The sequence below is a fragment of the Streptococcus infantis genome (assembly GCF_964243025.1).
Classification (GTDB): Bacteria; Bacillota; Bacilli; order Lactobacillales; family Streptococcaceae; genus Streptococcus; species Streptococcus infantis_N.
The window spans coordinates 129,408-155,897 of sequence record NZ_CAXTDJ010000003.1 but is presented as its reverse complement, the minus strand read 5'-3'; the positions used below and the strand labels follow the sequence as shown (position 1 = coordinate 155,897).

Sequence of the window (26,490 nt, the reverse complement as noted above, 5' to 3'; positions counted from 1 at the left end):
AAAATGGAATGGTTTAAAAAATATCAATACCCAATTCTATGTGGTGTAGTAGGTATTATTCTAGCCTGCTTCATCCTATCCTTCGGTTTCTTTAAAACATTGTTCGTTTTAATCTGTGGAGCCCTAGGAATTTGGTTGGGATACTATGTACAGAAGAATTATTTAAATAAATAAAGGAGTTTCATATGTCAAACGTAGAAAAAAATGTAAATGTAAATACTGAAAAAAAAGATGTTGTTGTTTCTAAAGATGTTCGCGGAGAATTAACTTACGAAGATAAAGTTATTCAAAAAATCATCGGTCTTTCACTAGATAGAGTCCCAGGACTATTACATGTGGACGGCGGATTCTTCTCAAATCTTACAGAAAAAATTGTTAACACTAACGATGTAACACACGGTGTTAACGTTGAAGTTGGTAAAGAACAAGTAGCAGTTGACTTGAACGTTATCGTAGAGTACAGAAAAAATGTTCCAACTCTATACAAGGAAATCAAAGACGTTATCGTATCAGAAGTTGCGAAAATGACTGATCTAGAAGTAGTTGAAGTTAACGTTAATGTTGTTGACATCAAAACTAAAGAACAACATGAAGCAGACTCAGTTAGCCTTCAAGATCGTGTAACTGACGTGGCAGAATCAACAGGCGAGTTTGCGTCAGAACAATTGTCTAGAGTGAAATCTGGTATCGGTTCAGGTGTCGCAGCAGCACAAGAAAAGCTTGGCGAAGGCGCTGAATTCGTTCAAGAAAAAGTTGGCCAAGGCGTTGAAACTGTTAAAGACGCTGCAGCCAAAGCAGAACCACGTGTTCACTAATTACTAATTTAGAAAAAAATAAAAGGAGGACATACTTATGTCTACAGAAGAAAAATTCAACCAAGCAGCAGGATCTGTTAAAGAAGGCGTTGGCAAATTGATCGGCGACAAAGAACTTGAAAGCGAAGGAGCTGCTGAAAAAGTTGCTTCTAAAGTGAAAGAAGTCGCTGAAGATGCAAAAGACGCTATTGAAGGCGCTGTTGAAGGTGTTAAAAACATCTTTAAAAAAGACGACGCTAAATAATAAAATTTAGGTAATCTTGCTATTTTCCTTGAAAACACTCCCTAACCGGGGGTGTTTTTGTTATTCGTTTTTATCAATGCACGTTTTATAGAGAAAAAAAGAATACAGGACAAAGAAATTCCTGTATTCTTAAAATAACTTAGAACAGAAATGATAATGAAATGACTAATAAGATTATAGAACAAATTATTTTTACGATTTTTAAATGTTGTTGTTTGAACAATTTATCAGAGAAAAGAGTCAATACAAGCACAATACAAAACAAAGTAGTTCTTAAAATTTGAGTATTCATGGTTCATACCCCTTTCGTTATTTTGTTGATCCAGTAAATAAGTTGAATAGTAATTATCTAATTTTCAAACATATCCATCTGCCCTGGTAAAGCCTTTGTTCTTTGATTATTAATCGGTATCTCTTTCTATCTTTATTATAGCACAAACATCATTGTTAAACCAATAAATGTAATTTTTTATAGTTTGGTGTTTGTACACTTTTAACAAGGATGGCCCCTACTCCAAGCTTACTTCTAAAAAAGTAATGAGTTAAATTCTCTTGCCCTTTTTACTGCTTCTGTTTTTGAGAGCGCTTGAAATATGTTATAATAAAACTAGATTAATGTATAGGAGGCAAACCGTGGGAAATTTCATTGAGCTAGTCTTTCATCGTTTCTTTTTGGGGATGATTGCGACTGCTTATTTTTGGTTATTGACACTAGCAGGAGGAGTGGTCTTCGGTATAGCACCCGCTAGTGCAACTCTCATGAGTTTATTTGCTGAAAACGGCTATTCTTACCGTGCTTATCGTTTTAAGGAAGCATGGGCTTTATTTAAGAGCAATTTTGTCAAAAGTAATCTCAGTTTCTACACCTTTATAGGGATTGACTTCATCTTGATTTATGGCTTGTATCTGATGATTCAGTTGCCAAACCAGACCATTATCCACTTGGCAGCAACATTTCTAAATATCTTTTTAGTAGCCTTGGTATTTTTGGCCTATACGGTATCTTTAAAGTTACAGGTTTACTTTGAATTATCCTATAAAAACACCTTAAAGCTTGCCTTTATCGGAATTTTTATGAGTTTATCAGCAGTGGCCAAGGTTCTATTTGGTAGCGTCTTGTTAGCCATTATCGGTTTCTATATGCCAGCCCTCATTGCTTTTGTAGGTATTGGAATGTGGCATTTCTTTATTAGTGATTTATTGGAGCCTGTTTATGAAAGTATTCATGAAAAATTGGCAACCAAATAAGACCAAACAATTCCGCCTCCACTCACTCCTAAGAATCTATAGTCTGGTGATGATTATCATCATTTCCTGCTTTGCTCTCTTGATTTCTTATGCAGACTGGGATATGCGTGAAAGGGAAGCCAATCGTGTCGGTCAGCGTGTTCTCGCTCGAACAGTTGATGAAGTTGAATACTACTATCGGGAGTCAACTCGCCTAGCCCAGAGTTTAGTAGATAATCAAGCTCGGATTGAAGGAATTTACAAGTATTTTAGCCTCAGTACGCCGGATTATTTTTACTGGCAGTTAGAGCGCAAGGCGTCACCCTATATTTCCGTTTCTATTTATGAAAATATCGATGATATTTACGTGCGAAACGATTTTGTAACAGGTATTTCGATTGTTCTACAGGATTCAACGGACGTATTTGTTTCCAAAAGAGGAAACAGAGGTGGACAGAAAATTCCAGCTGAGAGCTTTAAACCGGATGCTAATAGTTTTGCGGTTCCAGTGTCTGATCCCATCTCGGACCAGGCTCTTGGAGTCATTTATATTTCCGTAGAACCAGAATTCCTCTATAAAGCGATTGACAACACTAGGGGAACAATTCCTGTAGCAGTAACTGTCATTGCACCATATGAAACAGATATGTTCTATATTGGAGCGAAGGGAACGAATGAGTCTTGGTTGGTAGGAACAACTGCCCATGGTTATCAAGTTCGAGTAGCTGTACCAAAGGATTATGTTTGGAGTGGGACTTTAGCGAGTTCGGCACTTATTTTAGGTTTGAGCGCCCTCTTTATCATCATTTTATATATGACCTTAAGAAGGACTTTTTCTGACTATCAAAGTCAGGTTGTGGACTTGGTGGACTCTATCCAAGCCATTACTAAGGGAGAGCAGACCAAGAGAATCGACACAGATAAAAAGGACCAGGAACTGCTACTAATTGCTGAGTCGACAAATGATATGTTGGATCGACTAGAAAGTAATATTCACGATATTTATCAACTGGAACTCAATCAAAAAGATGCCAACATGCGAGCCTTACAAGCTCAAATTAATCCGCATTTCATGTACAATACTCTGGAATTTTTGCGGATGTACGCAGTAATGGAGAACCAAAATGAACTAGCAGATATCATCTATGAGTTCAGTAGTCTCCTGCGCAATAATATCTCTGACGAGCGAGAAACGACCCTCAAACAAGAAGTGGAGTTTTGTCGGAAGTACAGTTATCTCTGTATGGTTCGCTATCCAAAATCCATTGCCTATGGATTTAAGATTGACCCTGAATTGGAAGCAATGCGTATTCCAAAGTTCACCCTCCAACCGTTAGTGGAAAATTATTTTGCCCATGGAGTTGATCACAGAAGAACAGATAATGTTATCAGTATCAAGGCTTTGAAAAAAGATGGCTATGTCGAAATCTTAGTAACCGATAATGGCCGTGGGATGTCTGCCGACAAACTAGCAGAAATTCAAGCTAAACTGGCTCAAAGAACCTTTGAACACACAGCAGATTATAAGGGGAAACGACAGTCTATTGGGATTGTTAATACCCACGAACGCTTTGTGCTCTACTTTGGAGACCGCTATAACATCAGCGTAGAATCAGCTGAACAAAAAGGTGTTCAATATAGAATCACCATTCAGGATGAAGAGAAAGGATAAACATGTATAAAGTACTATTAGTTGACGATGAGTACATGATTACAGAAGGACTTAAGCGTTTGATCCCTTTTGAAAAATGGGATATGGAAGTCGTTGCAACAGCCAATCATGCTGACGACGCTTTGGACTATGTTCGAGAACATCCCGTAGATATCGTCATTTCTGATGTCAACATGCCTGGCAAGACAGGACTTGAAATGATTGGGGAAATGAAGGAACTCTTGCCAGAGGCTTACTATATCCTTCTTTCCGGCTATCAAGAATTTGACTATGTCAAGAAAGCCATGAACCTCAATGTTGTAGATTATCTTGTCAAACCAGTTGATAAGGTTGAACTGGAGCATTTACTTGAGAAAATCCTTGGTCAGCTTCGTGAGAAAGTGCATGAACCAGAAATGTTGAGCCAAAAGTTAGACGACGAAGCATTTAAAGCACACCTGTCTCAAAAAGAAAACTGGTGGATTGGACTCTCCCAAGAGAAACAAGGGGATTTTGTCATTCCCTACTATGTTCTCGGTCAGGACTGGCAGATTGTCCTTGCCGATCAGGAATTTGAGGGTTTGCTAGTCATGCCTTTTAAGGCTCCTTATCAAATCAACTTTGAAAAGTGGAAACGTGATGTTGAAAAAACTCTCTTTTATGGATCGGTCAATCTAGATCAATCTGAAAGTCTCTTTTCTTATTATGAACCCATTTATCGAGTTATTATCCAAGGAAATCTTCAGCAGATTATCGAAGAGTTGAATTTGCTTGAGAAGATTGTGTTGGAAAACACACCGAGGGTATCCATTACCAAGCAACTCTTTACTCAGTTTGTGATGGATGTCTTCCACCTCTTTGAGCATCTGAAAGCAGATGATATGACAGATATTGTCAAAAGAATTCATGCCATTACAAACTTTGAAGATTTAGTGGCTTATACCAAGGAAACCTTGACTTCCTTCTTTGGTCAATATCGTATGAATGAAAATGTCGTCAGTGTACTTGAAGTTATTGGGAGAGACTATAAAAAAGAACTTTCTCTCAAGGATATCAGCAAGGATCTCTTTATCAATCCTGTGTACTTAGGTCAGTTAATCAAGAAGGAAACCAATTCAACCTTTGCTGAGCTTCTCAATAAGCAACGCATCAAGGCAGCTCAGCAACTCTTGTTATCAACCAATGATAGTATTGAGGATATTTGCTATACGGTTGGTTACAGTAATGTAGGCTATTTCTATAAGGTCTTTCGAAAACTATGTGGGAAGTCTCCTAAGGCCTACCGTAAGCAGGTGGAAGTAAACTTGTAGAATTTGTTTTACTTGTTAAAATATGCTATAATAAATTCAAAAATATGAGGAGGTTACTTTTATGAAAAAGAAACCAATCTATCTATGGGTATTACTGATTTTTTCAGCCTTACTCTCAGCAATGTCACTATTTGGGATCATCTCTCCAGTACCTACTGCAGAAAGTATGGGTAATATTGAGACATCAGGTGTAGATGCTACTTATGCTAAGGAATTGATTGCCTACACGATTAAAGCAGCTGAACATAGTCATTCAATTATCAATATTATCTTAGTTATCTTATCAGCTATTCTAGTTGTTGTCGCTTTGATTTTCCTCGTACGTAAAAATATTCAGTTGGCCAATTATACCTATATCGGCTATGTCTTTCTAGCTATCCTTGGTTCTATCTACAACTTTGTAGGAGTCCAAGATGCACTTTCACTTTTTACAGACCCTAATGTTCGTATGGGGGCTGAACTAGGTGCTAAAGGTTCTACTATTTTTGGGATTGTACTCAATGTTATCTTTCTAGCAATCGTCTTCTATAAAATATGGCAGCAACAAAAAGAATTAACAGAATCTCAAGAAGAAGAACTCGCCTAAGAGTTGACAAAGGATAACTATCAAGATACAATCTTGGTAGTTATTTTTTTGGATTCGAGAAAGAGGGAGGAAAAGATGAAAAAAATTTCCTTAGTTTATATCAGTCTAAGCGGCAACACGGAGAGTTTTGTAACACGTTTGAAAGCTTATTTGTTAGAGCAATATGCGAATATTGAAGTAGAAAAAATTCATATTAAAGACTTGGTCAAGGAAGGAGAAGACTTCTTTGAAATGACCAACCCATATGTGGCTTTTCTACCGACTTACCTAGAAGGTGGCAACGGAGTTGACAATGGAGATGTGGAAATCTTAACCACTCCAGTAGGAGACTTTATCGCATATGGTGATAATGCTAGCAAGTGTTTTGGTGTCGTAGGATCGGGTAACCGTAATTTCAATAACCAATACTGTTTGACCGCCAAGCAATACAGCCAGCGCTTTGGTTTTCCAGTCCTAGCTGACTTTGAAATGCGCGGAATGCTAGGAGATATCAAAAAGGTTGCAGGTATTATTGCTGAACTTTATGAACTTGAATCCTTGTAAGAGGATAGAGTTGCTGGGCTAGATTTTTATCCCATGGTTCATAGAATTATTTCAAAAGAGAACAGTTCAAATGAGTAAATTACAGAGATCATTTTTAAAGTATATAAAACGCAAACCAAGCTTCAAGGATATTATGCTATGCAGTGCCTTGCTACTATTAGCGATTGCTCTGCTACTGTTCTCTGAGAAAATTTTTGATGAAAATGTAGCACCAGTTGGAACCATGGTATCATTAGGGATTGTTATCCTGGTAGGAATCTTAGCTGTCAGAAATAAATAAAAAGACTCGAGAAATGTCATCTCGAGTCTTTTTGTTAGTTGCGAATTTCGTCAACGATTTCTTTTGAAATGGGAATTCCTAAGCGGTAACCTTTGTTGATGTAATCAATGACATCATTGATATTTTCTATCGTTTGGATTTTTTCTTTGATAGTTGCACGAAAATCTTGATCTTTCAATAGTTGGTCCTGAAGCAGTCTTTGAAGTTTCTCTTTTTCATATTTGTTGACAAGAAAGAGAAAAAGAAGACTGATAACAACTAAGATATAAGCATATTGGCTCATAAAAATTCTCCCTAGGTGATAAAGAAGTAAGTGGTTAGATAAAAGTAAAGTTTTTTATTTTTCGAGTGATAATACTGTAAGCGCCTGGCTTCTTGTTATTAATTAGTAAGACGTTTAGGCAAATCGCCTCATTTACGACGTCGTGGCCCCTAAATCGATTATATTTAGGGGGCATGACTAGTGAAGCAGTTAGCTAGTCCGCATAAAAGCGACTAGCGTCTAACAATTAGGAATTTTAGTTACAGTAACTTGAAGATTACGACGTCTTTCGGTAGAAATCGATAATATTTCTGTCGAAAGACAAGTGAGGCGCCTAGCCAAAGTCCAAATAGGATTTGGCGTTAGTTACTTAGATTGCTTTGCAATCAAGTAACTTTGGCGAGTTACATCTTCTCTGGTGCTTCTACGCCCAGCAAACGAAGGGCTTCTTTGAGGACAACTGCAGTTGCATAGCTAAGGGCTAGGCGACTGTCACGTTCTGGGCTTTCGTCCAAGATACGAGTGTGGGCATAGTATTTGTTAAAGGCTTGCGCTAAGCTGATTGCAAATTTAGCGATGATAGAAGGTTCGTAATTATCAGCTGCACGTTTAATAATACGTGGGAAGTCTTGGATTAGCTTAATGATTTCCCAGCTTTCAGCATCGTTCAAACTATAGTTGGCACCTGCTTCAGGTTTGAAATCAGCTTTACGCAAGATTGATTGGATACGAGCGTAAGCGTATTGGACATAAGGACCAGTTTCCCCTTCAAAGGATACCATGGCTTCGAGGTCGAAGTCGTAGCCATTTGTACGGTCAGTTTTAAGGTCATAGAATTTAATGGCCCCAACTCCAACAGCATGAGCGACCTGGTCTTTGTTTTCAAGTTCTGGATTTTTGGCTTCAATCTGCGCTTTAGCACGGCTGATGGCTTCTGCGACAGTTGGTTCTAGCAAGATAACATTCCCTTTACGAGTAGAAAGTTTCTTTCCTTCCTTTGTTACCAACCCAAACGGAACATGGACAATATCTTGGCTCCAATCGTAACCCATCTCTTGTAAGACAGCCTTGAGTTGTTTGAAGTGAGCAGATTGTTCTTGACCGACTACATAGATAGATTTGGCAAATTGGTACTCGTTTTTACGGTAAAGGGCAGCGGCCAAGTCACGTGTGATATAGAGGGTTGCACCGTCAGATTTTTTGATAAGAGCTGGGTGTTCAATTCCATATTTTTCAAGATTAACAACTTGAGCACCTTCTGATTCGACTAATAGTCCTTTTTCGGAAAGGATGTCTACAACTGCATCCATTTTGTCGTTGTAGAAGGCTTCCCCGTTATAGCTGTCGAATTCAACTTGTAGCTCATTGTAGAGACGGTTAAATTCTACCAAGCTTTCATCGCGGAACCATTGCCAAAGAGCGAGAGCTTCCTCATCACCGTTTTCAAGTTTGCGGAACCATTCGCGTGCTTCTTCATCCAAACTTGGATCGTTTTCAGCTTCAGCATTGATGCGGACATAGAGCTTGAGGAGTTCATCGATTGGATGAGCTTTGACAGCTTCTTCGTTACCCCATTTTTTGTAGGCAACAATCAACATCCCAAACTGTTTACCCCAGTCTCCCAAATGGTTGACCTTGACAGTTTTATAGCCGATTTTTTGGAAGATATGTGACAAGCTATCTCCGATAACTGTTGAACGAAGGTGACCGATTGAAAATGGTTTAGCGATATTAGGGCTAGACATGTCAATAACGACATTTTCTTGATTGCCAATCTCTTGGTCAGCGTAGTGCTCTTTTTCAGTGATAACATTTTGCAGTACTTGACCAGAAATGGCAGCCTTATCAAGGAAGAAGTTTACGTAAGGACCTGTTGCTACAACCTTCTCAAAAGCTTGGCTATTGATCTTTTCAGCGATGTCAGCAGCAATCATTTGAGGAGCTTTACGTTCAACCTTTGCCAATGAGAAGGCTGGGAAGGCGATATCTCCCATATCTGAGTTTTTAGGTGTTTCTAGTAAATTTAAAATAGCCTCTTGGTCCAGACTATCAATGACACTAGCCAACTCGCTAGCAATCAATTCTTTTGTATTCATTTAAGGCTCCTTTAGGGCTTTTCTACTATTTTATCACAATTTACTACATTTTTTTTGAAAGAAGAGATATTTTTTGAAATATCCAGTTTTTTTGATATAATGTTCTTACTAAAAAAATGTAAAATGTAATAAATATGCAATCGAAAGGATCTTATGAGAAAAAGAGAACGTCATCAGCTCATCAAGCGAATGATTACAGAAGAAAAATTAGGAACTCAAAAGGAAATACAAGATCGATTGGAAGCCTGTGATGTCTTTGTGACACAAACGACATTATCCCGTGATTTGCGAGAGCTTGGCTTAACCAAAGTTAAGAAAAACGATGTTGTTTACTATGTGCTAGCAAATGAGACAGAGAAGATTGATCTGGTCGAATTCCTTTCACATCACTTAGAGGGTGTTGCAAGAGCCGAATTCACCTTGGTTCTCCACACTAAACTTGGAGAAGCATCCGTTTTAGCCAATGTAGTAGATTCAAATAAAGATGGGTGGATCTTAGGTACTGTTGCCGGAGCGAATACCTTATTGGTTATCTGTAAAGATCAACATGCAGCTAAAGTCATGGAAGAACGCTTGCTAGAGTTAATGGAAGATAGATAAGGTCTTGAGAGCTTCTCTCAGGACTGTTTTTACAAGGAGAGAGTAAATGACTACTGAAAAATTATCACCGGGTATGCAACAGTATGTGGATATCAAAAAACAATATCCAGATGCTTTTTTGCTTTTTCGTATGGGTGATTTTTATGAGTTGTTTTATGAAGATGCAGTCAATGCTGCACAGATACTAGAAATCTCACTAACCAGTCGCAATAAAAATGCTGAAAATCCGATTCCCATGGCTGGAGTTCCTTATCATTCTGCCCAACAGTATATTGATGTTCTAGTTGAACGTGGCTACAAGGTTGCCATCGCTGAACAGATGGAAGACCCTAAGCAAGCTGTTGGTGTCGTTAAGCGCGAGGTTGTTCAGGTCATTACACCAGGAACAGTGGTTGATAGTAGTAAGCCAGATAGTCACAATAACTTTTTAGTGGCTATTGATCGTGAAGGTTCCCAGTATGGACTAGCCTATATGGACCTGGTGACAGGTGATTTCTATGTAACGGGATTATCAGATTTCTCTCTAGTCTGTGGTGAAATCCGTAACCTAAAGGCCAGAGAAGTGGTGATTGGTTACGACTTGTCTGAAGCGGAAGAACAGATTCTCAGTCGTCAAATGAATCTAGTGCTTTCCTATGAACAAGAAACATATGAAGATGTTCATCTGTTGGATTCAAGATTGGCAACTGTTGAAGGAGCAGCTAGTGGGAAACTTCTTCAGTATGTCCATCGGACGCAGATGAGAGAGTTGAATCACTTAAAACCTGTTATTCGTTATGAAATCAAAGATTTCTTGCAGATGGATTTTGCGACCAAGGCTAGTCTTGATTTGGTTGAAAATGCTCGCTCAGGTAAGAAACAAGGCAGTCTTTTCTGGTTGCTAGATGAGACTAAAACTGCAATGGGTATGCGTCTCTTACGTTCCTGGATTCAACGCCCCTTAATTGATTTAGATCGTATCATAGAACGTCAGGAGGTTGTGCAAGTCTTTCTGGATTATTTCTTTGAGCGCAGTGACTTAACGGAAAGCCTTAAGGGAGTCTACGATATCGAACGTCTGGCTAGCCGAGTATCTTTTGGGAAAAGTAATCCTAAAGATCTCTTGCAATTAGCGACTACCTTGGGAAGTGTTCCACGAATTCGCGCCATTTTAGAAGGAATGGAGCAACCAGCTCTAGCTTATCTGATTGAACAACTAGATGCTATCCCAGAGTTGGAAAATCTCATTAGTGCAGCCATTGCCCCAGAGGCCCCCCACGTGATTACCGAAGGTGGTATTATCCGAACGGGCTTTGATGAGACCTTGGATAAATACCGTCGTGTGCTGAGAGAAGGGACCAGCTGGATTGCTGAGATTGAAGCCAAGGAAAGAGAAAACTCTGGCATCAATACTCTCAAGATTGACTACAATAAAAAAGACGGCTACTATTTCCATGTAACCAACTCGCAGCTAGGTAACGTACCAGCCCACTTTTTCCGTAAGGCTACGCTGAAAAACTCTGAGCGATTTGGGACAGAGGAATTGGCGCGTATCGAGGGAGAAATGTTAGAGGCGCGTGAGAAATCAGCAAACTTAGAGTACGAAATCTTTATGCGGATCCGTGAGGAGGTTGGGAAGTATATCCAACGCCTGCAAGCCCTAGCTCAAGGAATCGCTACTGTCGATGTCTTACAAGGCTTAGCAGTGGTAGCAGAAAATCAACACCTGATTCGTCCAGAGTTTGGGCAAGAGTCGCGGATTGATATCCAGAATGGTCGTCACGCAGTTGTTGAAAAGGTCATGGGAGCTCAGACCTATATTCCCAATAGTATCCAGATGGATGAAGATACTAGCATTCAACTAATTACAGGTCCGAACATGAGTGGGAAGTCAACCTACATGCGTCAACTAGCCATTACAGCGGTTATGGCTCAGATGGGTTCTTATGTCCCTGCAGAAAGTGCTCAACTGCCAATTTTTGATGCGATTTTTACACGTATCGGAGCGGCAGATGACTTGGTTTCAGGTCAGTCCACCTTTATGGTAGAGATGATGGAAGCTAATAATGCCATTAGTCATGCGACAAAGGATTCATTGATTCTTTTTGATGAGCTTGGTCGAGGAACCGCAACTTATGATGGTATGGCTCTAGCCCAGTCTATTATCGAGTATATCCATGAGCATATTGGTGCCAAGACTCTCTTTGCCACGCACTACCATGAATTAACCAGTCTGGAAGCTAGTCTTGAACATCTAGTAAATGTACACGTGGCTACGCTTGAGCAAAATGGTCAGGTCACTTTCCTTCATAAGATTGAACCAGGTCCAGCAGACAAATCGTACGGTATTCACGTTGCTAAGATTGCAGGATTGCCAGCAGACTTGCTAAAAAGAGCGGATGCGATTCTAACTCAACTAGAGAGCCAAGGCCAGGAAAATCCAATTTCTATCAATCAAAGGAATGTTGTCAATGAGCAAATGTCTCTCTTTGATGAAAAAGAAGAAAATCCTATCCTAGCAGAGTTGGCCCAAGTAGATGTGTACAATATGACACCGATGCAAGCCATGAATCTCTTATTAGAGCTAAAACAAAAATTATAAGCAAAAACCCACTCCGTTTTGTGAGTGGGTTTTTAGGTCTTATTTTTTCTGAGCTAATAGTTGGTTGATGTGGGCAACCTTCTTTGATTCTCTTTTGTAGAGAATCGTCCAGATGATGAGGTAGACGATGGCAAACTCTGGGATGAGTTGAAGGATGAAAGTCCAGTGAAGAGGGAACCAGCCTGCTAGGATTGCTAAAGGTACAAAGCCTAGTAGCATGAGGAAGAAGTGAGTGACAGTCGCACGAAGAAGACTCCAATCTTGAGCGAATAGACGGCTACCAAAACTAAAGAGTACTCCAATAGCTGACCAGATAAGCAGACAGTAAAGTAAGACGAGTGATCCATGCACCTGATGTTGGGTCGTGAATTGCCCAATTAAAGAGTTGGGGCTGAGAGGTGCGTAGTTACTTGGTGAGTGGATAAAAGAAAAGATAATAGATAGGATGAGGCCGATGAGGATACCAGTTGTGGCATCGTGAAATACTTGTTTTTTCATAGTTCTAATTTCTCCTTAATAGTTTTGAGGTAACGGCGAGATGAGTAGGTGAAACTTTCGTTTTTTAAATAGATTTCAATCAAGCCGTTAGAGGTTAGTTTTAGATGACTAATTGCATCAATGTTGACAATTTCCGATTGGGAAATTTGGATAAAGGAAGCAGGTAAAATTTCAATTGCTTGGTAAAGACGAATGTCAAGTGCATAGGTTTGGCTATCCGTTTCGGCCAGAACCTTACGATTTTCAATGTATACACGCTGAATCTTGCTAATCTGAATCAAGTAGACCTGGTCTTGAAATTTTCCTTTGATGGTTTCTTTTTGATCCAGGGATTGTACAAAGTCCTGAACCTTTTGAATTTTTGAAGACAAGGCAGGTGCTTCTATGATGATTTGCTCTTCGGTGTATTGTTGATCAATATCAAGTCTGAGTTTCATAATTTCTCCTTTATAAAGTTGTAATAGAGATCTCTTGCTTACAAATCTATTAAACACCATTTTGTCGACAAATACAAGAAGGTCTGTCTATGTGGTCGGTTGAAGAGTCTATCTGGTAGGTGACCGTTTTCAAAGAGATTTTAGAGCAAAGAAGTCAAAAAATAAGAAGAAATATATTGACAAAAATAGAAAAAACGTGGTACAATGTTAGACGGTACTTTTTACTTTTGGTCTCTCAAGAGTGTACAGGGACGTGCTGACAAATGTTGCAAAAGTACACACAGATGATAGCTGTCACCAAGTGTATCATCACCAAAAATAAAAAAACACAGGAGAATGTAGATGCCTACAATTAACCAATTGGTTCGCAAACCGCGTAAATCAAAAGTAGAAAAATCTAAATCACCAGCTTTGAACGTTGGTTACAACAGTCATAAAAAAGTTCAAACAAACGTTTCTTCACCACAAAAACGTGGTGTAGCAACTCGTGTTGGAACTATGACACCTAAAAAACCTAACTCTGCCCTTCGTAAATTTGCTCGTGTACGTTTGAGCAACCTTATCGAAGTTACTGCTTACATCCCAGGTATCGGACACAACTTGCAAGAGCACAGCGTGGTGCTTCTTCGTGGTGGACGTGTAAAAGACCTTCCAGGGGTACGTTACCATATCGTCCGTGGTGCACTTGATACTGCAGGTGTTAACGATCGTAAACAAGGCCGTTCTAAATACGGTACTAAACGTCCAAAAGCATAAGGAAAGGGGATAAAGAGAAATGAGTCGTAAAAATAGAGCTCCAAAACGTGAAGTATTGCCAGATCCGCTTTACAATTCACAATTAGTTACTCGTCTTATCAACCGCGTTATGCTTGATGGTAAACGTGGTACAGCTGCTTCAATCGTTTACGGTGCTTTTGAGCAAATCAAAGAAGCTACTGGTAACGATGCACTTGAAGTATTTGAAACAGCTATGGAAAACATCATGCCTGTACTTGAAGTACGTGCACGTCGTGTTGGTGGATCTAACTACCAAGTCCCAGTTGAAGTTCGTCCAGAACGTCGTACAACACTTGGACTTCGTTGGTTGGTAACAATCGCTCGCCTTCGTGGTGAACACACAATGCAAGACCGTCTTGCAAAAGAAATCTTGGATGCTGCTAACAACACTGGTGCAGCAGTTAAGAAACGTGAAGACACTCACCGTATGGCTGAAGCTAACCGTGCCTTCGCACACTTCCGTTGGTAAGAATAAGATACTGAGGGCGTTAAAAAAGCGACTGAAAATTAGGAAGCTTGACGAAGAATCAGCGATTCTAGGAAAGCTTATCTATTTTCCGAGCTTTTAGCCCGGGTTCAATTGATCTCAAATCGGCTAACTAACTTTAGCCCGAGTACAATTCAACTTCCCATCTCACAAGTTGAAACCAACTAAACAAGATAAACATTGAGAACGGGTGGGTCCTGCCTATCCGTTTTTATTGAAATCGTGTTATAATAGAATAGAAATAAAAAATATAGGAGAAACAAACCTCATGGCACGCGAATTTTCACTTGAAAAAACTCGTAATATCGGTATCATGGCCCACGTCGATGCTGGTAAAACAACTACAACTGAGCGTATTCTTTACTACACTGGTAAAATCCACAAAATCGGTGAAACTCACGAAGGTGCGTCTCAAATGGACTGGATGGAGCAAGAGCAAGAACGTGGTATCACTATCACATCTGCTGCGACAACAGCTCAATGGAACAACCACCGCGTAAACATCATCGACACACCAGGACACGTGGACTTCACAATCGAAGTACAACGTTCTCTTCGTGTATTGGACGGTGCGGTTACAGTTCTTGACTCACAATCAGGTGTTGAGCCTCAAACTGAAACAGTTTGGCGTCAAGCAACTGAGTACGGAGTTCCACGTATCGTATTTGCCAACAAAATGGACAAAATCGGTGCTGACTTCCTTTACTCAGTAAGCACACTTCACGATCGTCTTCAAGCAAACGCACACCCAATTCAATTGCCAATCGGTGCTGAAGATGACTTCCGTGGAATCATCGACTTGATCAAGATGAAAGCTGAAATCTATACTAACGACCTTGGTACAGATATCCTTGAAGAAGATATTCCAGCTGAATACCTTGACCAAGCTCAAGAATACCGTGAAAAATTGATCGAAGCAGTTGCTGAAACTGACGAAGAATTGATGATGAAATACCTCGAAGGTGAAGAAATCACTAACGAAGAATTGAAAGCTGGTATCCGTAAAGCGACTATCAACGTTGAATTCTACCCAGTACTTTGTGGTTCTGCCTTCAAGAACAAGGGTGTTCAATTGATGCTTGATGCGGTTATCGACTACCTTCCAAGCCCGCTTGATATTCCTGCGATCAAAGGTATCAATCCAGATACTGAAGAAGAAGAAACTCGTCCAGCATCTGATGAAGAGCCATTTGCAGCTCTTGCCTTCAAGATCATGACTGACCCATTCGTAGGTCGTTTGACATTCTTCCGTGTTTACTCAGGTGTTCTTCAATCAGGTTCTTACGTATTGAATACTTCTAAAGGTAAACGTGAACGTATCGGACGTATCCTTCAAATGCACGCTAACAGCCGTCAAGAAATCGACACTGTTTACTCAGGTGATATCGCTGCTGCTGTTGGTTTGAAAGACACTACAACTGGGGACTCATTGACAGATGAAAAAGCTAAAATCATCCTTGAGTCAATCAACGTTCCAGAACCAGTTATCCAATTGATGGTTGAACCAAAATCTAAAGCAGACCAAGACAAGATGGGTATCGCCCTTCAAAAATTGGCTGAAGAAGATCCAACATTCCGCGTTGAAACTAACGTTGAAACTGGTGAAACAGTTATCTCTGGTATGGGTGAGCTTCACCTTGACGTCCTTGTTGACCGTATGCGTCGTGAGTTCAAAGTTGAAGCGAACGTAGGTGCTCCTCAAGTATCTTACCGTGAAACATTCCGCGCTTCTACTCAAGCACGTGGATTCTTCAAACGTCAGTCTGGTGGTAAAGGTCAATTCGGTGATGTATGGATTGAATTTACTCCAAACGAAGAAGGTAAAGGATTCGAATTCGAAAACGCAATCGTTGGTGGTGTGGTTCCTCGTGAATTTATCCCAGCAGTTGAAAAAGGTTTGGTAGAATCTATGGCTAACGGTGTTCTTGCTGGTTACCCAATGGTTGACGTTAAAGCTAAGCTTTACGATGGTTCATACCACGATGTCGACTCATCTGAAACTGCCTTCAAGATCGCTGCATCTCTTGCACTTAAAGAAGCTGCTAAGACTGCACAACCAGCTATCCTTGAGCCAATGATGCTTGTAACAATCACTGTTCCAGAAGAAAACCTTGGTGATGTTATGGGTCACGTAACTGCTCGTCGTGGACGTGTAGATGGTATGGAAGCACACGGTAACAGCCAAATCGTTCGTGCTTACGTTCCACTTGCTGAAATGTTTGGTTACGCAACAGTTCTTCGTTCTGCATCACAAGGACGTGGTACATTCATGATGGTATTCGACCACTACGAAGATGTACCTAAGTCAGTACAAGAAGAAATCATTAAGAAAAACAAAGGTGAAGAATAATTCACTGTCACTTTAAAAGAAGTCACTTTGTGGCTTCTTTTTCTGTTTGGTAGAAATAGCTAAAATTGCCTCAAATATGGTAAAATAGAAGGAGTATATTGTGAGGAAAATGGATGTCAACCACTTTTGAAATTTTAATGAATCAGTTGGGAATTCCCGCTGAGATAAGAAATCATGAGGCCTTCTCCCAGGCTGAAATTGAACAAGTTATTGTACACAAACAAAGTAACATTTGGGAGTTTCGTTTTGTCTTTGAGAATATTCTGCCCTTTGAACTCTTTTTAGCATTGAAGAAGGGATTGAAAGAAGAATTTTCAAAAACAGGAAATCAAGCGACTTTCGAGATTAAAACGAAAGATCAAGATTTTTCAAGAGAGCTTTTACAGGCCTACTATCGGGAGGCTTTTTCAGCTGGCCCTTGTTCTAGTCAAGGCTTTCGAACCATGTATCAGGATTTTCAGGTTCGATTTGAAAATGATCAGTTGATTATTGAGGCCTCTGAAGCAGCAGATACAGAGCATTTCAGAAAAAACCATTTGCCAAATCTTAGCAAACAACTTGAACTCTTTGGTTTTCCTAAGTTTACATGCCATTTAGAGAAAAATGAAGATTTGACAAAGGAAGAGCAGGAAGCTTTCCATTCTGAAAATCAAATGATTGTTCAGGCTGCCAATGATGAGACCCTTCGAGCTATGGAACAGTTAGAACAGATGGCACCGCCTCCTCCAGTTGAGGATAAACCTGTCTTTGATTTCCAAGCCAAGAAGGCAGCTGCTAAGCCTAAACTTGACAAGGCAGAGATTACTCCAATGATTGAGGTCAATACCGAAGAAAATCGATTAGTTTTTGAAGGGGTTGTATTTGATGTGGAGCATAAGGTGACTAGAACAGGTCGTGTCTTGATTAATTTCAAGATGACTGACTATACGTCTAGTTTCTCTATGCAAAAATGGGTCAAAAATGAAGAGGAAGCTCAGAAGTTTGATATCATCAAGAAAAATTCATGGCTCCGTGTTCGTGGAAATGTCGAGGTCAATAATTTCACACGAGATTTGACCATGAATGTGCAAGATGTGCAGGCAGTTGTTCACTATGAGCGTAAGGACTTGATGCCAGAAGGTGAGCGTCGCGTTGAGTTTCATGCCCATACCAACATGTCGACCATGGATGCTCTTCCTGAGGTCGAGGAAATCGTTGGAACAGCAGCAAAATGGGGCCACAAAGCGGTAGCAATCACAGACCACGGAAATGTTCAATCCTTCCCTCATGGCTATAAGGCAGCCAAGAAAGCGGGCATCCAGCTCATTTATGGAATGGAAGCAAATATCGTTGAGGATCGTGTTCCTATCGTCTATAACGAAGTGGAGATGGATCTTTCTGAAGCTACCTATGTAGTCTTTGACGTGGAAACGACTGGTCTATCAGCTATCTATAATGATTTGATTCAGGTGGCCGCTTCCAAGATGTATAAGGGTAATATCATCGCTGAGTTTGATGAATTTATCAATCCTGGGCACCCCTTATCAGCCTTTACAACCGAATTGACAGGGATTACCGATGACCATGTGAAAAATGCTAAACCCTTGGTTCAAGTTCTGAAAGAATTCCAAGAATTCTGTAAAGATACCGTTCTTGTAGCCCATAATGCAAGCTTTGACGTTGGTTTTATGAATGCCAACTATGAGCGTCACGGTCTTCCAAAAATTACTCAACCTGTCATCGATACACTAGAGTTCGCTAGAAATCTCTATCCAGAGTACAAACGCCATGGTTTGGGACCCTTGACCAAACGTTTTGGTGTAGCTCTAGAACACCACCATATGGCCAACTATGATGCGGAAGCAACTGGCCGTCTGCTCTTTATCTTTATCAAAGAAGTAGCAGAAAAACACGGTGTGACGGACTTAGCACGATTAAACCTTGATTTAATCAGTCCAGACTCTTATAAAAAAGCTCGAGTCAAGCATGCGACCATCTATGTGAAAAATCAAGTGGGCTTAAAAAATATCTTTAAGCTGGTGTCTCTCTCAAATACCCAGTATTTTGAAGGAGTTCCACGGATTCCACGTACGGTGCTGGATGCTCATCGAGAAGGTTTGATCTTAGGTTCAGCCTGTACGGAAGGGGAAGTCTTTGATGCAGTCGTATCACAAGGTGTAGATGCGGCAGTCGAAGTAGCTAAATACTATGATTTTATCGAGGTCATGCCTCCGGCTATCTATGCACCTCTGATTGCCAAAGAGCAGGTCAAGGATATGGAGGAGCTCCACACTATTATCAAGAGTTTGATAGAGGTCGGAGACCGTCTCGGTAAGCCCGTTCTTGCGACAGGAAACGTCCACTATATCGAACCTGAGGATGAGATTTATCGCGAGATCATCGTGCGAAGTCTAGGTCAGGGTGCCATGATTAACCGAACTATTGGCCATGGAGAAGCTGCCCAACCAGCTCCGCTACCAAAGGCACATTTTAGAACAACCAATGAAATGTTGGATGAATTTGCCTTTCTAGGGGAAGACTTGGCTCGCAAGATTGTCATTGAAAATACCAATGCTCTGGCAGAAATCTTTGAGCCTGTGGAGGTTGTAAAGGGCGATTTGTACACGCCTTTCATTGACAAGGCTGAAGAAACAGTTGCCGAATTAACCTATAAGAAAGCTTTTGAGATTTATGGAAATCCGCTACCAGATATTGTTGATTTGCGGATTGAAAAAGAATTAACATCCATACTGGGGAATGGATTTGCTGTGATTTATCTGGCTTCCCAAATGTTGGTGCAACGTTCCAATGAACGAGGTTACTTGGTTGGTTCTCGTGGGTCTGTTGGGTCCAGTTTTGTTGCGACTATGATCGGGATCACGGAGGTTAATCCTCTCTCTCCTCACTATGTCTGTGGTCAGTGTCAGTACAGCGAGTTTATTACGGATGGTTCTTACGGTTCAGGTTTTGATATGCCCAATAAGGATTGTCCAAACTGTGGCCAAAAACTCAGCAAAAATGGGCAGGATATTCCGTTTGAGACCTTCCTTGGTTTTGATGGAGATAAGGTACCTGATATCGATTTGAACTTCTCAGGTGAGGACCAGCCTAGCGCCCACTTGGATGTGCGCGATATCTTTGGTGAAGAATATGCCTTCCGTGCAGGAACGGTTGGTACGGTGGCTGCCAAGACTGCCTATGGCTTTGTAAAGGGCTATGAGCGTGATTACGGGAAGTTTTATCGTGATGCAGAGGTGGAGCGCCTCGCTCAAGGTGCAGCTGGTGTCAAGCGGACAACAGGACAACATCCGGGGGGAATCGTTGTTATTCCGAACTACATGGATGTCTACGACTTTACGCCTGTTCAGTATCCAGCGGATGACGTGACGGCTGAATGGCAGACAACTCACTTTAACTTCCACGATATCGATGAGAACGTCCTCAAACTTGATGTGCTGGGGCATGATGATCCGACCATGATTCGGAAATTGCAGGACTTGTCTGGGATTGATCCTAATGAAATTCCTATGGATGATGAAGGCGTGATGGCCCTCTTTTCAGGAACTGATGTTCTTGGGGTGACTCCTGAGCAAATCGGTACACCGACGGGGATGCTGGGGATTCCAGAGTTTGGAACCAACTTTGTACGTGGGATGGTAGACGAGACGCATCCGACGACCTTTGCGGAGTTGCTTCAACTTTCTGGGCTGTCTCACGGTACCGACGTATGGTTGGGAAATGCCCAGGATTTGATTAAGACTGGAATTGCGGACCTATCAACCGTTATCGGATGTCGGGATGACATCATGGTTTACCTCATGCACGCTGGCCTAGATCCAAAGATGGCCTTTACCATCATGGAGCGAGTGCGTAAGGGATTGTGGCTCAAAATATCAGAAGAAGAGCGCAATGGTTATATCGAAGCCATGAAGGCCAATAATGTGCCTGAGTGGTATATCGAATCTTGTGGAAAAATCAAGTACATGTTCCCTAAAGCCCATGCGGCAGCCTACGTTATGATGGCCCTTCGTGTAGCCTACTTCAAGGTTCACCATCCGATTTATTATTACTGTGCTTACTTCTCAATCCGTGCTAAGGCCTTTGATATCAAAACTATGGGGGCAGGATTGGATGCAATCAAACGCAAGATGCAAGATATTGCTGAAAAGCGTAAGAACAATGAAGCTTCCAACGTAGAAATTGACCTCTACACAACACTTGAAATCGTCAATGAGATGTGGGAACGTGGCTTTAAGTTCGGTAAATTGGACCTATATCGCAGTGATGCGACTGAATTCATCATCGATGGAGATACTCTCATCCCACCGTTTGTCGCTATGGATGGACTAGGAGAGAACGTTGCCAAGCAACTGGTTCGTGCCCGTCAAGAGGGAGAATTTCTCTCTAAAACTGAATTGCGCAAGCGTGGAGGACTCTCATCAACCTTGGTTGAAAAGATGGATGAAATGGGAATTCTCGGCAATATGCCAGAGGATAACCAGTTGAGTTTGTTTGATGATTTGTTTTAAGAGGTAGAACGGAGGACATTTGATGAAACTAAGAATTTTTGCGGAAGACAAGCCAGCTGAAAAAGTCTTTGAGTACCAATTGGAACTTGCTGATCAGACAATTCTTCTATCGACAGTGCTTTTGTCTGGCGCCATTTCTTTAGCAGGGCTACTTTCTGCTTTGAATGAAAAATAAACAAATAGAAAAGAGAAACAAGATGGTTTTACCAAATTTTAAAGAAAATCTAGAAAAATACGCTAAGCTTTTGGTTGCAAACGGAGTGAACGTGCAACCTGGTCATACCTTGGCTCTCTCTATCGATGTGGAGCAACGCGAGTTGGCTCACTTGATCGTCAAAGAAGCCTATGCACTTGGAGCTCACGAAGTTATCGTTCAATGGGCAGATGACTTTGTAAACCGTGAGAAATTCCTTCACGCGCCGATGGAGCGTTTGGACAATGTACCAGAATACAAGATCGCTGAGATGAACTACCTTCTTGAAAACAAAGCGAGTCGTCTCGGTGTCCGTTCTTCTGACCCAGGTGCCTTGAACGGAGTGGATGCTGAAAAGCTCTCAGCTTCTGCTAAAGCTATGGGAATTGCTATGAAGCCAATGCGTATTGCAACTCAATCTAACAAGGTTAGCTGGACTGTAGCAGCAGCTGCTGGACTTGAGTGGGCTAAGAAGGTCTTTCCAAATGCTGCAAGCGACGAAGAAGCAGTAGATCTCCTTTGGGACCAAATCTTCAAGACTTGCCGTATCTACGAAGAAGATCCAGTTAAGGCTTGGGAAAAACATGCTGCTATCCTCAAGAGCAAGGCGGAAATGCTCAACAAAGAACAATTCTCAGCTCTTCACTACACTGCTCCTGGAACAGACTTGACACTTGGCTTGCCGAAGAACCACGTTTGGGAATCTGCCGGAGCGATCAATGCTCAAGGCGAAGGTTTCTTGCCAAATATGCCAACAGAAGAGGTCTTTACAGCCCCTGATTTTCGTCGCGCAGATGGTTATGTAACGTCTACAAAACCTCTTAGCTACAATGGAAATATTATCGAAGGCATCAAAGTGACCTTTGAAAATGGTCAAATCGTTGATATCACAGCTGAAAAGGGTGACCAGGTTATGAAGGACCTCGTCTTTAAGAATGCTGGTGCGCGTGCCTTGGGTGAATGTGCCTTGGTTCCAGATCCAAGCCCAATTTCACAGTCAGGTATTACCTTCTTTAACACCCTTTTCGATGAAAATGCTTCTAACCACTTGGCTATTGGTGCAGCCTATGCAACGAGCGTTGTTGGTGGAGCTGAGATGAGCGAAGAAGAGCTGGAAGCTGCAGGACTTAATCGTTCAGACGTTCACGTTGACTTTATGATTGGTTCGAACCAAATGGATATCGATGGTATCCGTGAGGATGGGACACGCGTACCACTCTTCCGCAATGGAGATTGGGCAATTTAAGGAGAAACTATGATTGGAAGTATGTTTGTCGGTCTTTTGATCGGACTATTAGCAGGAGCTATCACCAATCGTGGAGAACGGATGGGATGCTTCGGGAAAATGTTCCTGGGTTGGATTGGTGCTTTCCTGGGTCAAATGCTTTTTGGAACTTGGGGCCCTATTTTAGCTGATACGGCTATTATCCCATCAGTTTTGGGAGCCATGATTTTATTAGCCATCTTTTGGAGAAGAGACAGCTAGTTTTAACTTGCTAGAACAGAAAAAGAGGTTGGAAATCTTCCAACCTCTTTTTTATGAGCTGCAAAAAGACTGATATGCGACTAGCTTGGCTTTCAGTTACTGGTTCTTTTTATATTGCCTCAAGTATGGTACAATAAAAACATGAGAATTCAACAATTACACTATATTATCAAAATCGTAGAGACTGGTTCGATGAATGAGGCTGCCAAGCAACTTTTCATTACACAACCGAGTCTATCAAATGCCGTTCGTGATTTAGAAAATGAGATGGGAATTGAGATTTTTATCCGAAATCCTAAGGGGATTACCCTTACACGTGATGGGATGGAGTTTTTATCCTATGCCCGTCAGGTTGTCGAGCAAACGCAACTTCTAGAAGAACGCTATAAGAACCCAATCGCTCATCGCGAGCTTTTTAGTGTGTCTTCGCAGCACTATGCCTTTGTGGTCAATGCTTTTGTTTCCTTGCTTAAGAAAAGCGATATGGAAAAGTACGAGCTTTTTTTGCGTGAGACGAGAACTTGGGAGATTATCGATGATGTCAAGAACTTCCGAAGTGAAGTGGGAGTTCTCTTTTTAAATAGCTATAATCGGGACGTTCTTTCGAAGATGTTGGATGACAACCATCTGGTTGCCCACCATCTCTTTACAGCCCAACCCCATATCTTTGTCAGCAAGACTAACCCTCTTGCTAAAAGAGACAAGGTGCAGTTGGCAGACCTAGAAGACTTTCCATACTTAAGTTATGACCAAGGTACCCATAATTCCTTCTATTTCTCAGAGGAGATTTTGTCTCAGGAACACCACAAGAAATCCATCGTGGTTAGTGACCGTGCGACCTTGTTCAATCTCTTGATTGGTTTGGACGGCTATACCATCGCGACTGGTATCCTCAATAGTAATCTCAATGGAGACAATATCGTTTCGATTCCACTTGATATTGATGATCCCATTGAACTGGTTTATATCCAGCATGAGAAAACTAGCTTGTCTAAGATGGGTGAACGCTTCATCGAGTACCTACTTGAAGAAGTTCGCTTTGATAAGTAATTTGAATAAATGAGAAGAGAAAAGAAGAATGACGACATTAAATACAAATGATTTTGATTTTCACTTGCCAGAGGAATTGATTGCTCAGACTCCTCTGGAAAAGCGCGATGCCTCTAAACTCTTGATGGTCAATCGCCAGACTGGAGAATTTCAAGATCGACACTTTCACTCCATTATTGAAATGCTAGAGCCAGGTGATGCCCTGGTTATGAATGATACCCGTGTCTTGCCAGCTCGACTTCATGGTCAAAAAGAAGAAACAGGGGGCCATGTTGAACTCTTGCTTTTGAAAAATACAGCAGGAGACGAATGGGAAGTCTTGGCTAAACCTGCCAAACGTCTCAAGGTCGGCACCCGTGTTATCTTTGGTGATGGTCGACTTAGCGCAGTCGTGACTGAGGAATTAACTCATGGTGGCCGTATTGTCCGTTTTGAGTATGAAGGAATTTTCCTAGAAGTACTTGAAAGTCTTGGAGAAATGCCTTTGCCTCCTTATATCCATGAAAAATTGGATGACCGTGAACGTTACCAGACAGTCTATGCCAAGGAGAGTGGATCAGCAGCTGCTCCAACTGCAGGGCTACATTTTACCAAAGAATTACTAGAAGAAATCCAGCAAAAAGGCGTTCATCTAGTCTACCTGACCTTGCACGTTGGACTTGGGACCTTTAGACCTGTTTCAGTAGATAATCTGGATGAGCACGAGATGCACTCAGAGTTTTATCAATTGTCTGAGGAAGCTGCAGCGACCTTGCGTCAGGTCAAGGAAAATGGTGGTCGTGTCATTGCTGTGGGGACAACCTCTATCCGTACGCTAGAGACTATCGGAAGCAAGTTTGACGGCCAAATCCAGGCCGACTCTGGCTGGACCAATATCTTTATCAAACCGGGCTATGACTGGAAGGTGGTGGATGCTTTTTCTACTAATTTCCATTTGCCGAAGTCTACCTTGGTCATGCTTGTCTCAGCTTTTGCAGGCCGTGGATTGGTCCTCCAAGCCTACCAACATGCTATCGATGAAAAATACCGTTTCTTTAGCTTTGGCGATGCCATGTTTATCTACTAAAAAACGAGCAAATCAAAACTAGAAATAAAAGGGCTAATTCCTACTTGGATTAGCCTTTTTTCGATATATGATAGCTGTTGAATTAAAAGCAAATAAATGATACACTGAAGACTATGATACAGCCGTCAAATATATGCAAAATCTGACGAGCTACTTTTATCTGAGTCTATTTCAAAGGAGATTTTTATGAAAAACAAAACATTACGCTATACGAGCCTATCAGTCCTGACCTTGTTGACTGCCTTGACCTTGGTTGCCTGTGGTGGAAAGACTGACAAGAATACGTCATCTTCAAACCAAAAGGAAACAACAAGTAAGGTGACTACAGAGTCCGCAAGTAAAACTGAAGCAGGCCAAAAAGAGGAGCAGAAGTCAGAAACAAATAGTGCGACAGAAGCTACAACCACTCAAGCAGAACAAAAGGAATATAAGCAAAAATCACAAGAGGCTTACGCTAAGTTTGTAGGGACTTGGGAAAACTACGCGGGAACAACTGCAACAGTCACAGCAGATGGAATTGTAACGATCCAAAGTTCAAATGGAACCTTTAAATACGAGATGGGGCAAGTAGAGGAAAAAGACGGCTACTACTCAACAGGTATTCATCTTGTCGGTGGTGGACAAGGGGCACGACTAATCTTTACCCCAGCTGGAGTCCAAAATGAAGTGACAGGTACAGATGGCAGTCAAGATGTCTTGTCTATCGGTCAATCTGTAAGCGACAAAGATAACCAGTTTTACCGTAACTAAGAACATCAATCAGAAGTAAGGATGGTGAAATGTCCTTGCTTTCTAACCAATTTAAAAAGGAGTATAAAATGAGTATGACTTTTGTTGTTTTCTTTATCATCTTTATGTTACTAATCTTTGTTTTTGTAGCAGGGATTGTTTATTGGGCTATTAGCCACGCCAATAAAAATAACAATGAATATCTAGCCTTTGCAACTGCGCACGGATATCAATTTGACCAAGCTCAAGGTAGAGACAACTATAGGGATTACTCAAGCAGAACGATGTCTAGTACGCTTACTATAACCCCTACCCAAAGTCCCTATGTAGAAAAATATGCCAATTTTAGCCATTATCCTTTTGGGTGTGGACATGAGAGAAAAGTTGCCTATGTCATCTCTGGTAACTACAAGGGGAAACAATTCCGGGCTTTCACTTATCATTTTAGAGGCAATGCAATCGAGGGTACAGGAACAGGTGGTGTCATTAATATTGTCATGATTGAATGCCCAGATACACCAAAAGGTCAGCTTTCAGAGCAAGTTTTCTACGAAAATGGATTTCTTTGTGAATACCAACATGGAAATTTAAATGTGGAAACCATTCATGATCGAGTGAACCAACTAGGAAATATTGCCCAAGGTTTATAATTCTCATTCTTTATCTCTCTTTGGGAAAAAATCTATCAATTGTGTCATAAAATTGGAGGAGTAA

Annotated in this window: 26 protein-coding genes; 22 read left to right on the top strand and 4 right to left on the bottom strand. The window is 41.1% G+C overall.

The window, feature by feature from the left end; genetic code table 11:
* Window positions 1-3 precede the first annotated feature (3 nt).
* The 9 genes from ACESNQ_RS04665 (at window position 4) to ACESNQ_RS04625 (ending at window position 6,656) form a co-directional block, all read left to right on the top strand.
* Complete coding sequence (locus ACESNQ_RS04665; RefSeq protein ID WP_004250679.1) at window positions 4-174, top strand: DUF2273 domain-containing protein; 171 nt, start codon at window positions 4-6, stop codon at window positions 172-174.
* Window positions 175-185: 11 nt separating this feature from the next.
* Window positions 186-815: an Asp23/Gls24 family envelope stress response protein gene (locus ACESNQ_RS04660; protein WP_006149344.1), complete on the top strand. Its 630-nt coding sequence runs from the start codon at window positions 186-188 to the stop codon at window positions 813-815.
* 37 nt (window positions 816-852) lie between these two features.
* Window positions 853-1,059: a CsbD family protein gene (locus ACESNQ_RS04655; protein WP_006149345.1), complete on the top strand. Its 207-nt coding sequence runs from the start codon at window positions 853-855 to the stop codon at window positions 1,057-1,059.
* A gap of 615 nt (window positions 1,060-1,674) precedes the next feature.
* Window positions 1,675-2,307 carry a YesL family protein gene (locus ACESNQ_RS04650; protein WP_006149346.1) on the top strand — a complete coding sequence of 211 codons (633 nt, stop codon included), beginning with the start codon at window positions 1,675-1,677 and terminating at the stop codon, window positions 2,305-2,307.
* Window positions 2,285-3,958 carry a sensor histidine kinase gene (locus tag ACESNQ_RS04645; RefSeq protein ID WP_373075353.1) on the top strand — a complete coding sequence of 558 codons (1,674 nt, stop codon included), beginning with the start codon at window positions 2,285-2,287 and terminating at the stop codon, window positions 3,956-3,958. The genes ACESNQ_RS04650 and ACESNQ_RS04645 overlap by 23 nt, the downstream gene beginning before the upstream one ends.
* A gap of 2 nt (window positions 3,959-3,960) precedes the next feature.
* Window positions 3,961-5,247 (top strand): response regulator transcription factor, encoded by a 1,287-nt coding sequence (locus ACESNQ_RS04640; protein ID WP_373075351.1) that lies wholly within the window; start codon window positions 3,961-3,963, stop codon window positions 5,245-5,247.
* Between the two features lie 61 nt (window positions 5,248-5,308).
* Entirely contained in the window at window positions 5,309-5,833 is a 525-nt protein-coding gene (locus tag ACESNQ_RS04635) for an ABC transporter permease (RefSeq protein ID WP_373075349.1), read from the top strand.
* Between the two features lie 75 nt (window positions 5,834-5,908).
* A complete protein-coding gene (gene nrdI / locus ACESNQ_RS04630; RefSeq protein ID WP_223333922.1) occupies window positions 5,909-6,376 on the top strand; it encodes a class Ib ribonucleoside-diphosphate reductase assembly flavoprotein NrdI in 468 nt (155 codons plus the stop codon).
* 70 nt (window positions 6,377-6,446) lie between these two features.
* On the top strand, window positions 6,447-6,656 hold the full coding sequence (locus ACESNQ_RS04625) for a hypothetical protein (RefSeq protein WP_004250709.1): 210 nt from the start codon (window positions 6,447-6,449) through the stop codon (window positions 6,654-6,656).
* Window positions 6,657-6,690: 34 nt separating this feature from the next.
* Here ACESNQ_RS04625 and ACESNQ_RS04620 read toward each other — a convergent pair whose 3' ends face one another.
* Both ACESNQ_RS04620 and argS read right to left on the bottom strand, forming a co-directional pair.
* A complete protein-coding gene (locus tag ACESNQ_RS04620) occupies window positions 6,691-6,939 on the bottom strand; it encodes a hypothetical protein (protein ID WP_049527311.1) in 249 nt (82 codons plus the stop codon).
* A 383-nt stretch (window positions 6,940-7,322) separates the two neighbouring features.
* A complete protein-coding gene (argS, locus tag ACESNQ_RS04615; RefSeq protein ID WP_373075347.1) occupies window positions 7,323-9,014 on the bottom strand; it encodes an arginine--tRNA ligase in 1,692 nt (563 codons plus the stop codon).
* A 153-nt stretch (window positions 9,015-9,167) separates the two neighbouring features.
* On the opposite strand from argS, the gene argR reads away from it, so the two are divergent.
* Both argR and mutS read left to right on the top strand, forming a co-directional pair.
* Entirely contained in the window at window positions 9,168-9,614 is a 447-nt protein-coding gene (argR, locus tag ACESNQ_RS04610; protein WP_004250715.1) for an arginine repressor, read from the top strand.
* Window positions 9,615-9,660: 46 nt separating this feature from the next.
* Window positions 9,661-12,195 carry a DNA mismatch repair protein MutS gene (gene mutS / locus ACESNQ_RS04605; RefSeq protein WP_006149352.1) on the top strand — a complete coding sequence of 845 codons (2,535 nt, stop codon included), beginning with the start codon at window positions 9,661-9,663 and terminating at the stop codon, window positions 12,193-12,195.
* Window positions 12,196-12,234: 39 nt separating this feature from the next.
* Here mutS and ACESNQ_RS04600 read toward each other — a convergent pair whose 3' ends face one another.
* Together ACESNQ_RS04600 and ACESNQ_RS04595 are read right to left on the bottom strand one after the other, a co-directional pair.
* Entirely contained in the window at window positions 12,235-12,693 is a 459-nt protein-coding gene (locus tag ACESNQ_RS04600) for a DUF3021 domain-containing protein (RefSeq protein WP_006149353.1), read from the bottom strand.
* Entirely contained in the window at window positions 12,690-13,130 is a 441-nt protein-coding gene (locus ACESNQ_RS04595) for a LytTR family DNA-binding domain-containing protein (RefSeq protein ID WP_006155882.1), read from the bottom strand. Before ACESNQ_RS04595 ends, ACESNQ_RS04600 begins: the two co-directional genes overlap by 4 nt.
* 342 nt (window positions 13,131-13,472) lie before the next feature.
* On the opposite strand from ACESNQ_RS04595, the gene rpsL reads away from it, so the two are divergent.
* The 11 genes from rpsL to ACESNQ_RS04540 all read left to right on the top strand — a co-directional run bounded on the left by rpsL (window position 13,473) and on the right by ACESNQ_RS04540 (window position 26,426).
* Window positions 13,473-13,886 carry a 30S ribosomal protein S12 gene (gene rpsL / locus ACESNQ_RS04590; protein ID WP_001142332.1) on the top strand — a complete coding sequence of 138 codons (414 nt, stop codon included), beginning with the start codon at window positions 13,473-13,475 and terminating at the stop codon, window positions 13,884-13,886.
* Window positions 13,887-13,905: 19 nt separating this feature from the next.
* A complete protein-coding gene (gene rpsG / locus ACESNQ_RS04585) occupies window positions 13,906-14,376 on the top strand; it encodes a 30S ribosomal protein S7 (protein ID WP_004250722.1) in 471 nt (156 codons plus the stop codon).
* A 286-nt stretch (window positions 14,377-14,662) separates the two neighbouring features.
* Window positions 14,663-16,744: an elongation factor G gene (gene fusA, locus ACESNQ_RS04580; protein WP_070678707.1), complete on the top strand. Its 2,082-nt coding sequence runs from the start codon at window positions 14,663-14,665 to the stop codon at window positions 16,742-16,744.
* 113 nt (window positions 16,745-16,857) lie between these two features.
* Window positions 16,858-21,252 (top strand): PolC-type DNA polymerase III, encoded by a 4,395-nt coding sequence (locus ACESNQ_RS04575; RefSeq protein ID WP_373075340.1) that lies wholly within the window; start codon window positions 16,858-16,860, stop codon window positions 21,250-21,252.
* Window positions 21,253-21,274: 22 nt separating this feature from the next.
* On the top strand, window positions 21,275-21,427 hold the full coding sequence (locus tag ACESNQ_RS04570; RefSeq protein WP_373075338.1) for a hypothetical protein: 153 nt from the start codon (window positions 21,275-21,277) through the stop codon (window positions 21,425-21,427).
* A 22-nt stretch (window positions 21,428-21,449) separates the two neighbouring features.
* Entirely contained in the window at window positions 21,450-22,691 is a 1,242-nt protein-coding gene (locus tag ACESNQ_RS04565; protein ID WP_214262694.1) for an aminopeptidase, read from the top strand.
* Between the two features lie 9 nt (window positions 22,692-22,700).
* A complete protein-coding gene (locus tag ACESNQ_RS04560) occupies window positions 22,701-22,931 on the top strand; it encodes a GlsB/YeaQ/YmgE family stress response membrane protein (protein ID WP_373075336.1) in 231 nt (76 codons plus the stop codon).
* A gap of 141 nt (window positions 22,932-23,072) precedes the next feature.
* Window positions 23,073-23,981, top strand: a complete 909-nt coding sequence (locus tag ACESNQ_RS04555) for a LysR family transcriptional regulator (protein ID WP_004250738.1) — start codon at window positions 23,073-23,075, stop codon at window positions 23,979-23,981.
* 28 nt (window positions 23,982-24,009) lie between these two features.
* Entirely contained in the window at window positions 24,010-25,047 is a 1,038-nt protein-coding gene (gene queA / locus ACESNQ_RS04550) for a tRNA preQ1(34) S-adenosylmethionine ribosyltransferase-isomerase QueA (protein WP_247913202.1), read from the top strand.
* A 186-nt stretch (window positions 25,048-25,233) separates the two neighbouring features.
* Window positions 25,234-25,797 carry a DUF6287 domain-containing protein gene (locus ACESNQ_RS04545; RefSeq protein ID WP_373075333.1) on the top strand — a complete coding sequence of 188 codons (564 nt, stop codon included), beginning with the start codon at window positions 25,234-25,236 and terminating at the stop codon, window positions 25,795-25,797.
* A gap of 74 nt (window positions 25,798-25,871) precedes the next feature.
* Window positions 25,872-26,426, top strand: a complete 555-nt coding sequence (locus ACESNQ_RS04540) for a hypothetical protein (RefSeq protein ID WP_373075574.1) — start codon at window positions 25,872-25,874, stop codon at window positions 26,424-26,426.
* Window positions 26,427-26,490 lie beyond the last annotated feature (64 nt).